Origin of the sequence: Planococcus antarcticus DSM 14505 (genome assembly GCF_001687565.2) — a bacterium.
Lineage (GTDB): Bacteria > Bacillota > Bacilli > Bacillales_A > Planococcaceae > Planococcus > Planococcus antarcticus.
In genome coordinates this window covers 2,520,594-2,532,440 of the sequence record NZ_CP016534.2, presented here as the reverse complement: position 1 = coordinate 2,532,440, position 11,847 = coordinate 2,520,594, and the positions used below count along the sequence as shown (strand labels likewise).

At 41.8% G+C, this 11,847-nt stretch carries 11 protein-coding genes; 10 read left to right on the top strand and 1 reads right to left on the bottom strand.

Annotated elements, in window-relative coordinates; translation table 11 throughout:
* Positions 1-56 precede the first annotated feature (56 nt).
* Entirely contained in the window at positions 57-917 is an 861-nt protein-coding gene (locus tag BBH88_RS12690; RefSeq protein WP_006831019.1) for an NAD(P)-dependent oxidoreductase, read from the top strand.
* A 42-nt stretch (positions 918-959) separates the two neighbouring features.
* Here BBH88_RS12690 and BBH88_RS12685 read toward each other — a convergent pair whose 3' ends face one another.
* Positions 960-1,421 carry a YkyB family protein gene (locus BBH88_RS12685; RefSeq protein ID WP_065536724.1) on the bottom strand — a complete coding sequence of 154 codons (462 nt, stop codon included), beginning with the start codon at positions 1,419-1,421 and terminating at the stop codon, positions 960-962.
* 302 nt (positions 1,422-1,723) lie between these two features.
* On the opposite strand from BBH88_RS12685, the gene fadH reads away from it, so the two are divergent.
* From fadH to BBH88_RS12640, 9 genes are all read left to right on the top strand, one after another.
* A complete protein-coding gene (gene fadH, locus BBH88_RS12680) occupies positions 1,724-2,491 on the top strand; it encodes a 2,4-dienoyl-CoA reductase (RefSeq protein ID WP_006831021.1) in 768 nt (255 codons plus the stop codon).
* A gap of 104 nt (positions 2,492-2,595) precedes the next feature.
* The gene (gene cbpB, locus BBH88_RS12675; protein WP_006831022.1) at positions 2,596-3,039 is read left to right on the top strand and encodes a cyclic-di-AMP-binding protein CbpB; all 444 of its coding nucleotides are present in this window, start codon (positions 2,596-2,598) and stop codon (positions 3,037-3,039) included.
* A 226-nt stretch (positions 3,040-3,265) separates the two neighbouring features.
* On the top strand, positions 3,266-4,744 hold the full coding sequence (locus BBH88_RS12670; RefSeq protein ID WP_006831023.1) for an MDR family MFS transporter: 1,479 nt from the start codon (positions 3,266-3,268) through the stop codon (positions 4,742-4,744).
* Complete coding sequence (locus BBH88_RS12665) at positions 4,734-5,609, top strand: transcriptional regulator CcpC (protein WP_006831024.1); 876 nt, start codon at positions 4,734-4,736, stop codon at positions 5,607-5,609. Before BBH88_RS12670 ends, BBH88_RS12665 begins: the two co-directional genes overlap by 11 nt.
* Positions 5,610-5,676: 67 nt before the next feature.
* A complete protein-coding gene (dapD, locus tag BBH88_RS12660) occupies positions 5,677-6,390 on the top strand; it encodes a 2,3,4,5-tetrahydropyridine-2,6-dicarboxylate N-acetyltransferase (protein WP_065536725.1) in 714 nt (237 codons plus the stop codon).
* A 12-nt stretch (positions 6,391-6,402) separates the two neighbouring features.
* A complete protein-coding gene (locus tag BBH88_RS12655) occupies positions 6,403-7,518 on the top strand; it encodes an N-acetyldiaminopimelate deacetylase (protein ID WP_065536726.1) in 1,116 nt (371 codons plus the stop codon).
* 200 nt (positions 7,519-7,718) lie between these two features.
* A complete protein-coding gene (locus BBH88_RS12650; protein ID WP_065536727.1) occupies positions 7,719-10,076 on the top strand; it encodes a hypothetical protein in 2,358 nt (785 codons plus the stop codon).
* Positions 10,073-11,008, top strand: coding sequence for an ABC transporter ATP-binding protein (locus BBH88_RS12645; protein WP_065536728.1), 936 nt, complete (start codon positions 10,073-10,075; stop codon positions 11,006-11,008). Before BBH88_RS12650 ends, BBH88_RS12645 begins: the two co-directional genes overlap by 4 nt.
* Positions 11,005-11,847: an ABC transporter permease gene (locus BBH88_RS12640; RefSeq protein WP_006831029.1), complete on the top strand. Its 843-nt coding sequence runs from the start codon at positions 11,005-11,007 to the stop codon at positions 11,845-11,847. Before BBH88_RS12645 ends, BBH88_RS12640 begins: the two co-directional genes overlap by 4 nt.

Genomic DNA, 11,847 nt, shown 5'->3' with positions numbered 1-11,847 from the left:
GTGAATATCCTGAAGATTTTTGCTAAACTGATGGTATACAGAAGGAGGAAATACATATGAAGCTCGGATTTATCGGTACTGGAGTTATGGGCAATAGCTTGGTCAAACATTTACTAGAGCACGAGCATGAGGTTTCCATTTATACACGAACGGCTAAAAAAGCAGAAAACCTTGTGGAAGCAGGTGCAGTTCTTGTTGAATCGCCTAAGCAGGTGGCTGGAAATAGTGAGATTATTTTCACCATGGTCGGTTATCCATCTGATGTAGAAGAAATCTATTTTGGTGAGAAAGGCATTATTCAACATGCAAAAGCAGGATCTGTGCTGGTTGATATGACAACTTCCCAGCCGCGTTTGGCGCAACGGATTTTTGAAGCCGCTGCTGAAAAAAGTCTTCATGCTTTGGATGCACCGGTATCAGGCGGAGACATCGGTGCTAAAAATGGAGTTCTGTCTATTATGGTTGGCGGTGAAAAAGACGTCTTTAAGAAAATTTCTCCACTACTCAACCTATTCGGTGAAAATATTGTCTTCCAAGGTCCTGCTGGTTCAGGGCAACACACTAAAATGTGTAACCAAATTAATATTGCCAGCACTATGATTGGAGTTTGCGAATCACTAATCTATGCAAAAAAAGCCGGCCTTGATCCAGAGCGTGTTCTGCGATCTATTTCTTCCGGAGCAGCCGGTTCATGGTCACTGTCAAACCTAGCGCCGAAAATGATCAACGAAGATTTTCGTCCTGGCTTTTACATCAAACATTTCATCAAAGACATGAAGATTGCAGCAGAAGAAGCAGAGAGCTGGGGATTAAAGTTGCCAGGACTTCGTCTGTCCTTGAGTATGTACGAAGAACTAGCGGCTCAGGGGTATGAAGACAACGGGACTCAAACTTTAATTCAACATTATAAGGAATAAGAAAAGCCGGAACCCGTGGAGGTTTCCGGCTTAATACTCATATTAATCAAAATAAGATTTTTTTGGTGAATAAAACCGATCGATCTGACGGGGTTGATAGGATTTGGTGGAATTAGAGACTGCCGCTTCTTTTTTTTGTGGTTCCAATCCAGTCAGAGTCCGTAAGATTTCTTTCGCCACTTTCAAATTCATTCGGCTGGGAGGATTACGGTACGTATCGTCCAGATGGCCCAAATGTTCGAGTGATGAGAAATCTTCTTTTTTCGGAAGCGTATGAAAATAGTAATTGCCACATTTTACGAGGACTGAAGATTGTTGTTGACTTTTCTGAGGGTTTTTACTGAAGTGCAAACCAATTTTATGGGCGCGCTGCGTTTCAATCATTAGATTTAAAGCTTCTTTTTTCAGCGCATACAAATATTGATTGTCGGGAGCGGTTTTTGCGTGTCTGTTAACCGTGAAAATGGCTTGTGCGATATCTGAATCTGACTTGGTAGATGACATGTACTCATTCCTTTCATTCAAAATAATGGTGGTTTCGATACCATCATATCAAAATTACTAGTCACTGTATACTGAAGGAGTGCATGCAATAAAAAGGAGAAATCTGCGACTCTGTAGAACAGTAATGTAGTATAAGTTGAACTAAAAGGGGCTTCTCTTTTTGCCTTGCCTTATACAGCCTGTAGAAGGCAAGGCGTGCAGTCAATAGATTGTGATTATTATTCGGTGCCAGTTCGGCAGACTAGCGGCAGGTGAAAATTATTCGTTCAATGTAAGTAATCTAATCTAAAGGGGATGTTTGCATGTTTACGGATCAAACAATTATTGTTACAGGCGGCTCGAGCGGCATGGGGCTGCATATGGCTAAGAAATTTGCTTCAGAAGGGGCCAATGTCGTCATAACAGGACGCGACATGGAAAAACTTAACGAAGCTGTGAAAGCGATTTCAGGAGATCGCGGTTCAGTTGAGGTATTTCAAATGGATGTTCGGGAATCAGAACATGCCAAAGCGATGGTGAAATTCGCTCATGATAAGTTTGGAAGAGTGGACGGGCTGGTCAATAATGCCGCTGGAAATTTTATTGTCCATGCGGAAAAATTGTCGCCGAATGGCTGGAAGTCGGTAATTGATATTGTCTTGAATGGTACCTTTTTCTGTTCTCATGCGGTTGGCAACTACTGGATTGAAAACGGCACTAAAGGAAATATCCTGAATATGCTTGCGACTTATGCCTGGAATGCTGGAGCCGGAGTTGCACATTCAGCTGCTGCTAAAGCAGGTGTCATGTCGTTGACGCGAACACTCGCTGTTGAGTGGGGAACGCAATTTGGCATCCGAGTTAATGGGATTGCACCTGGTCCGATCGAGCGGACTGGCGGAGCAGATAAACTTTGGGAATCCGAGAAAGCGGCAAAGCGGACTTTGGAATCGATTCCTCTTGGCAGACTGGGTAAACCTGAAGAAGTGGCCGAACTTGCAGCTTTTATCATGTCGGAGAAAGCCGCTTATATGAATGGAGAAATCGTTACTTTGGACGGTGGCCAATGGCTGAATAAATTTCCTTTTTAAGTAAATTTGCACAGCAATTAAATAGTTTCAGTAATCCTGATGTGTTATGATGAAATTTGAATGGATGGCATCTAAATACAGAGGATGCAAAAGGAGTAGAGTACATGATTTCATTACCAAGCAGAGATTTTCTGGATACACCAATCGAAGACTATATCATTTCTTCTGAAAAAGTTGCACATGTCCAGATGGGCAATAGTGCTGAACATGCATTGCTCGTTCTGACAAAAACAGGCTATTCAGCCATTCCGGTACTGGATTTGAAATACCGCTTTTGCGGCTTGATCAATGCACAACGGATTACGGATGCAATTCTTGGAATGGATCATATAGAATACGAACGGCTTTCTGATATCCCCGTAGAAGATATCATGGAGAAAGATCTGCCTTTGATTCACGTCAACGAACGTTTTCAAAAAGCGCTTGATATGGTCATTAACCAAAATTTTCTATGCGTCATAGACGACGAAGAAATGTTTATGGGGATCTTGACGAGGCGCGTTGTGTTGAAGCAGCTCAAAAAGCAAATTTATCAGCTAAGAAGGTAAGCCTAACAATAATGGGAAAGGTCTCTTTTTAGAGGCCTTTTTTATGCTTATAAAAGGTGAAAATCAGTTCTATCTACAACGAACTAGATTCTAGCGCCTAGATTTCAGGGTCATAAGCCAATTTGATTGTGCGGCCGAACTATGCCGTTTCGCCAAATTGGCTTATGTCCGTTAAATCTACAAAAGCGCTTTCGCTTTTAATGTCAGTCGAAAAGAGGTTTGTTTAATGGATAAAACAAAAAGGCCACTGGTCTTGGCTGCTGTCATGCTGGCGATGTTCGTAAGTGCAGTCGAAGCGACCATCGTTTCGACTGCCATGCCAAGCATTGCTTCTGAACTAGGCGGGTTCGCGAAATATAGCTGGGTATTTTCTGCTTATTTGTTGATGAGCACCGTTACGGTCCTGATATACGGTAAGCTATCTGACATATTTGGTCGTAAGCGTATATTTGCTATCGGTATGCTACTGTTTCTGTTTGGTTCCTTATTATGTGGCTTTGCCAATTCGATAGAAGAACTGATTTTCTACCGGTTTGTTCAAGGAATGGGTGCGGGTGCAGTCATGCCGATTGCGACCACGATTGTTGGAGACATCTATTCACGTGAGGAACGTGCGAAGGTTCAGGGCTATTTATCGAGTGTCTGGGGCATTTCAGCCGTCACTGGTCCTGCAATCGGTGGTATTTTGGTGGCCACTGTCGGCTGGGAATATGTATTTTGGATAAATTTGCCTCTTGGTCTTCTATCTCTGATGGGCGTTCTGCTGTATTTGAAAGAACCAGTGAATAAGAAAAAACCGGTGATTGATTACAAAGGGGCGGCCTTATTGACGGCGGCCTTATCGAGCATGCTGTATTTGTTGGTGGAAGGTGGGGTATCGTTTGACTGGCTATCCAGGCAATCCTTAATTTTGCTAATGGCCAGTATGCTATTTTCTGTGCTGTTTATTTGGGCAGAGCACAAAGCTATTGATCCAATGATGCCTTTTGAAATTTGGCGCAACAAGACTATCCTTTATGCCAATCTCGTTTCCTTGGCGACCGGTGTCATATTAATCAGTATCTCCAGCTATTTACCTGCCTACGTGACAGGCGTAATGGAGCAACCAGCAGCCATCGCGGGCTTTACGTTGACTGCTATGTCGATTGGCTGGCCATTGGCTTCTTTTTTCTCAGGAAGACTCCTGCTGAAAATTGGCTATTTTAAAACGTCATTGACTGGCGGTATTTTTCTCGTCATCGGTACTTTATTGTTTATCTTGATGCAGCCTGAATTCGGCCCTTTATGGGCAGCCATGTCCAGCTTTTTTGTTGGCCTCGGAATGGGCTTGACTAGTACCGCTTTCATTGTCTCTATTCAAGCAGCTGTATCTTATGAACAGCGTGGATCAGCAACTGCTTCGAATATGTTCATGCGGAACTTGGGCAGCACGATTGGTGTAGCCTTGCTCGGCAGTATCTTAAATAGCTCTTTGCTACGGTATTTCGCTGCCAATGGTCAAAACTATTCCTTAAGCTCTATCAATGATTTGTTGAGTGTTGACAGCCGCGCTGAGATTTCTGGCGAAGCGCTGGGCTTCTTGCAGCAGGCATTGGCTGGAGCGCTTCAAAACGTCTATCTGGTCACCGCACTTTTCGCACTAGTTAGTTTTATTCTAATCTTTGGGCTTCGCGGACAAAAAGGAGTGAAGAGCAGTGTCAAATGAAGAATTGATCCTTAAGGTACTGGCCGAAGAAGGCAATATGAGAAAGGCGGCGGAGCGGCTGTTTTTATCCCAGCCGGCTTTATCCCAGCGCTTGCAATCTATCGAGAAAGATTGGGGCCAGCAATTATTCATCCGTTCCCAAAAGGGGCTTTCTCCGACACCTGCTGGAGAATTAGTCATTCAATATGCCAACGAAACCATCCAGCGCAAAGAAGAAGTGTTTGAAGTGCTGCATACGCTAACATCGAAAGTACATGGCACCTTAAAAATTGCATGTGCCACAATCATCGGACAAAATTGGTTGCCAAAAGTGCTGAAGGATTTCGTAACGCTTTACCCAGAAGCGAAAATCCAGTTGATTACAGGATGGAGCTCAGAAATTGTCCGCGCACTTTACGACGGCGAAGCTCATATTGGAATTGTTCGTGGACACACGGATTGGAAAGGCACTAAGTTGCATTTATTCAAAGATACCTTGTATTTAGTTGATAAAGAAATCCGTTCGCTGGAAGAACTTCTTCAGACAGAAAGACCATTTATCCAGTTTAAAAGTGATTCGACCTATTATGAAGAAATTCAGCAATGGTGGCAAAAATACTTTGCCTCTAATCCGAAACGGCAAATTACGGTAGACCAGATCGAGACTTGTAAGCAGATGGCTGTTAACGGAATCGGCTATGCGATCTTGCCATCTATTACACTGACGGGCACAGAAGATGTACATATGATGCCGCTGACGAATAATGAAGAAGAGTTGGCATTGACGCGAGATACATGGCTTATCGGTTATGAATCCGCTTTTCAGTTGCGTCAAGTTGAAGCATTTGTCGATATCGTTGAAAAACATGCCGCTTTATTAAGATGAAGCGGATGAATTTTTATGCTAAATCAGATATAATAACAACATCACTTAATAGAAAGAGGTTTTATTGATGAAACAAATGGACGCAACTGAAATAATTTCGTACATACAGAATGCAAAAAAAGCTACACCCGTAAAAGTTTACATAAAAGGTCACGGCGTTGCTGATTTAGATTACGGCACATCTTCCAAAGTATTTGGAGAAGGTAATTCAGTAACTATTTTTGGCGAATGGACAGAAATTCAGCAAGCATTAGAGACAAACGCTGCTGTTATCGAAGATTCAGTTGTAGAAAACGACCGCAGAAATTCAGCGATTCCATTATTGGATATGAAACAGATCAACAGCCGCATAGAACCGGGCGCGTTTATCCGTGAAAACGTGGAAATTGGCAATAATTGCATCATCATGATGGGCGCTGTCATTAATATCGGGTCTGTCATCGGAGACGGGACAATGATCGACATGGGCGTTATCATGGGCGGCCGTGCAACAGTAGGAAAGAACTGTCATATTGGTGCTGGAGCAGTACTAGCCGGCGTTATTGAGCCGGCATCAGCGACCCCTGTCATTATTGAAGACGATGTGATGGTCGGTGCCAATGCAGTTATTCTTGAAGGCGTTCGCGTTGGTAAAGGAGCAGTCGTCGCAGCAGGAGCCATCGTTATCGAAGATGTACCTGAAAACTCAGTAGTGGGCGGAACTCCAGCACGCGTATTGAAATTGATGGACGAAAAGACACGCTCAAAAACAGAAATCAAACATGAACTAAGACAACTTTAGTAGGTGAGCGCTATGGAATTAGTTAAAATTAGAAGAGCTTTGCATCAAATTCCAGAAATCGGTTTTCAGGAAGTGAAAACACAAGCGTATTTAATGGACATCATTTCTCAGTTTCCTCAAGAGCGTATTGAACTTGTAAAATGGCGAACAGGCCTCGCAGTTAAAGTGCGTGGTGACAACCCGACAAAACTGATTGGTTGGCGAACAGACATTGATGCCTTGGCGATTACGGAAGAAACCGGATTGGAATTCCAATCCCAGCATCCAGGATTTATGCATGCATGTGGCCACGATATCCACATGGCCATTACGATCGGTTTGTTGCATAAGCTAATCGATAAACCAATTCAAGATGATGTCGTCATTTTGTTTCAACCAGCTGAAGAAGGACCTGGAGGTGCATTGCCTTTTCGGGAATGGCTGAAAACCGACAAGCCAGATTTTCTACCTGATTGTATTTATGCTTTGCACATTGCACCAGAGCTGCCAGTCGGTACTGTTGGCACACGACCCGGATTATTGTTTGCCAATACATCAGAGCTGTTTATCGACCTTCACGGCAAAGGGGGGCATGCGGCTTTTCCTCATTTGACAGAAGACATGGCGATTGCAGCCGCTTCTATGTTGATGCAGCTCCAAACCGTGGTCAGTCGCAATGTGAACCCGATGGATTCGGCCGTGCTCACAATTGGCAAGCTAAGCGCTGGAACGGTACAGAATATCATTGCTGAACATGCACGGCTAGAAGGCACAATTCGCACACTTAATAGTGAATCGATGAGTCAAATTAAACTACGCATTGAAGCAATTTGCCGAGCGGTTGAACAAGCAAACAACTGCCAAGTCCATATTGATTATGGCTCGAGGTACCTTGAAGTTAAAAATGATGAGACTTTAGCAGAAAATTTCTTGCGCTACGCCGATCAGGTTGAAGGCATCCAAGCAATCCAAAGCGATGCCGCGATGACAGGCGAAGATTTTGGTTACTTTACCGAACAAATTCCAGGGGTCATGTTTTGGGCAGGCGTTTCGTCAGCTTATGGATTGCATCACTCAAAATTGAATCCTGATGAACAAATTCTTGAGTTGATGCCAGATTTTCTACATGGCTTCTTTTTAGAACTATAAAAGCAGACAGCCCAGGCTGTCTGCTTTTTTTATTAGAAACACTGAATAGGTAGAACTGGAAGCAATCGACAAGCTTGTTTACCAGAGTACCATCAGTAAGAATCGCAGGGTTCAAATTATTTAGATTTTGCTTGTGAGAAGATGGAACTAATTTAATTTACTAGCGTACTAATAAAGAGACGAGTAAAAGGGGGATTATCATGCATAAACGCTTGCTGGCATTTTTTGTTTTCGCATTATTCATGAGTTTGTTTGCCATGCCACAACCTTCTTTAGCGGCGCCACAAATCACTATTGATTCGAGTGCCGGTTTTCAAAATAAAGTAAAGTATGAAAAAGGATTGCCTCTCCAGTTCACAGTAACCAATGAAGGATCAGCATTTTCTGGGGATTTGGTGCTCAGTTTTTCAGAGACGTATAATCTCGGGGTCGGTATGGCCCTGCCAATCGAGCTTGCGGAAGGCGAAAGCAAAACGTTGCAAATCGCTTCATCTGGATTATCGGATATGTATTATTCTGGAGCACCGAGCGACCAAAGTATTTTCTTGTTTGAAGGTGGTTGGGAAAAAGGAAAGTCCATTAAGTTTAAAGGCAAGAAAACGATACAGCCATCTTACTATACGCCAATGTCATTATTTGTAGCGACATTAACAGATAATCCAGATCGTTTATCGCCTTTAAAGCAATTGACCGTTCCAACAAGCGAAGGAATCGAAGTATTCCACCTTAATCAACTAAAAGAATTTACAGTGCCGACTGAAGTGCAGGCTTGGGACATGATCGATTATTTGGTCATTGATGAGTTTGCTTATAGTGATTTGCCGGCACCTACGCAAAAAGCAGTTTTGCAATGGATTCAACAAGGTGGGCATGTTGTCACAGGCTCAACAACTAATCTACAAGTAGAACTTGGCAATTTGAGCGAATACTTGCCTTTGGAATTAGCAGATGTGAAAGATGTAAAAGTTCCAGGATTAGAAACGGCAGTTCCTGTTTTTCAAGCAACAGTTAAAGAAGGAGCGACAGCCAAGCTACAAAAAGACGGTCAAGTTTTTGCTGCTACACAACCAATTGGCTCGGGTAGCTTGACACAAATGAGTTTTTCACTTGGAGATGAAACGGTTTCCAGTCAAGAAGGATATAGCCAAATGATGTCGAGTTTTTTCCCAGCAGTTGCCACAAACTATAACTCAATGGGTGGACAATCCATACTTGATTATATGATCTATGAAGTAGGAAATGTTAACGAGCTATTTGAAAGCTTTGAAGTGTCAAAACCATTTATACTGGCGATTGTATTGCTGTATATTTTATTGATTGTCCCGGTACTTTATATTGTACTGAAGAAAAAAGACAAGCGAGAATATGCTTGGGTTATCATTCCAGCAGTTGCCATATTGACTTCAATTGGATTATTCGCTTTTGGTGCAAAAGACCGAATTGGCAATCCACAAATTCAACAAACCGGCTTTTTTGAAGTAGATGCGGATAGTGGATTAAAAGGTTATTATGTTAATTCGTTATTGTCAAACCGCGGTGGCAACTACCAGTTTACAGCACCAACTTCTACTACAATGACCAGTCGCATAGCAAACGAATTTTCTTCAACAGAGCCTTATCTTTCGGCAATTTTGGAAAGAGGTGCAACCAATAGTCAAATGACTTTGCGAGATATGCGTTATTGGTCTGTACAATCGATTATGGGACAATCGTATATAGAAGACAGTGGTGACTTTAACATCGACTTAACTGTAGCTGACGAAAAGATCACTGGAACTATTCAGAATAATTTTCCGTTTGCGGTTGAAGAGGTTTCAATTTGGACAGGTACACGTCTTATGGATGTAGGCGAGCTTAATCCTGGTGAAACCTTGAAAGTTAATGAAACCGTTCAGTCAGCGATTTTGTCACCGGCAGCGCCTGTCGGTCAATCATATGCCTATCAGCCCGTAGCAAATTTAAAAGAGTTGGAAAAAGCGCGTCGTCAAACTTTGCTATCCACATCTTTCGAGCAATTATCGAAAAACGGTAAATCACCTTATGTGGTCGCTTATACGAAAGATGCCATCGTACCAATCACGCTTGAAAATCAACGAGCATCTGTAAAATCTATTCACCTTATTGCACAAAGTTTTAAACCGCAACTAACATTAAAAGGCGACATCACATTGAATGTAGATGCCTTGACGATGAATCTGGTCGCAGCCAATAATACAGGTTTTTTTGAAAATGTCTCAAATGATCCGTATCTCTATTATTTTGAACCTGGTGAATTTGATCTGACCTATACTTTGCCAGAAGAAATTGATTTGAAAAAATCAACATGGACTGAATTAGCACTTACTAAAACAGGACAAAACGTCACTGTCAGCATATTGAATGTGGTCAGTGGAAGTTACGAAGAAATTACAGAGTCTAATCAAAAATTTGTCGAAAAAGCAAAACAGTATATCGGTCCAGAAGGCGCCATCAAACTGAAGTTGAAGATTACCGAAAGTTCAGGAAACCCTGAAGTGGTAGTGCCGAAAGTTAAATTGAAAGGAGTGATTGCTCCGTGATTGAAACAATTGGATTAACAAAAAAATATGGTTCTTTTTACGCCCTACAGGATTTGAATTTAATAGTAGAAGATAGTACGGTTTTTGGCTTTGTAGGTGCGAACGGAGCAGGAAAATCAACCACCTTTTCAATTTTGGCTACGCTTCTTCAACCAACGGCTGGAGATGCATTTATCAATGGAATAAGTGTGACGAAAAACCCTCAAGAAGTGCGGAAGCAAATTGGTTACATGCCCGATTTCTTTGGTGTTTATGACCAACTAAAAACAGATGAATATTTAGATTTTTACGGTGCTAGTTATGGGATCAAGCCAAAAGAACGCGCTGTATTAATCCCGAAGCTTTTGGAATTGGTTAATTTAGAACATAAGCGTTATGACTACGTCGATTTATTGTCTCGCGGCATGAAACAGCGTCTTTGTTTGGCAAGGGCGCTGATTCATGATCCGAAAATATTAATATTAGACGAACCTGCTTCAGGACTAGATCCACGTGCGCGTGTAGAAATGAGAGATATCTTGCGAGAGCTAAAAGTGATGGGCAAAACCATTTTGATTTCTTCTCACATTCTTCCGGAACTTGTTGAAATGTGCGATAGCATTGGCGTCATTGATAATGGCAAATTGATTGCACAAGGTTCTGTAACTGACATTCAAGCACAGCTTCAAAGCGAAAAAGTGCTTCGTGTCAAACTAGTAGGCGAAATGCAATCGGTCATTGCATTTTTTGAAATGGATCCGTTTGTTTCTCAAATAGAAGTACAACAAGACAAAAATAGCATTCAGTTTTTCTACCGGGGAACAGATGAAGATCAACTCCAGTTATTGCAACGTGCCATCCATCAAAAATTGCCGATTTTATCGTTCTCAGAAGAAGAGACAGATTTGGAAGATGTCTTTATGGCGATTACAAAAGGAGTGGAAATTGGATGAAAACCCTTTTTGCCAATCCGGTACTAGTAAAAGAACTTAAATTACGCTTTCGTAACTTAAAAAGCTTTACCGGTATTTTGTTTTATTTGATCGCGATGAGCGTCTTTGTTTTTGGTTTTATCTTTCTAGCCACATCCTTAACTGGTAATGGTTTTTTCCGTCCAGATGAAAGTTTCATGCTATTTAGCATCATGACGTATATTCAATTAGGATTGATTTTATTCATTACGCCAGCATTAACAGCAGGAACCATTAGTACAGAACGTGAAAAACAGACCTTGAATATTTTACTGACAACCTCTCAAACTTCTTTCCAAATTATTTTTGGGAAAATGACATCATCCATCGCCTTTTTGTTATTGATGATTGTGTCGGGGTTACCGATATACAGCTTAGTGTTTTTATACGGAGGCGTTTCGCCTAGTCAGCTATTTTATATTTTCTTGTTTTATATGCTGACCTTACTGGCAATTGCTAGTATAGGTGTCATGCTATCGACCTTGATTCGAAAAACCATTGTTGCCATTATCGCCACGTACGGAGCAATGATTTTCATCGCCGGTGTTACAGCATTTTTCTTACTGATTTCGGTTCAAGTTTCTCAAATGGGTACGACGGTGTCTTCAATTTCACCAATGGCTCATTTTTGGGCAACCATTAACCCGCCTGCAGTGTTGCTAACTTTGCTACAACCCTCGATGGAAGATCAATTGCAAAGCTTGACGATGGTTCCCATTCCATTATGGATTGGTTATGCCATTTTCTATGTTTTTGTATCAGCTGGCTGTCTTTTATTAGCTGTCAAAAAATTGCGTGTCAATATGAATAAATACAAATAA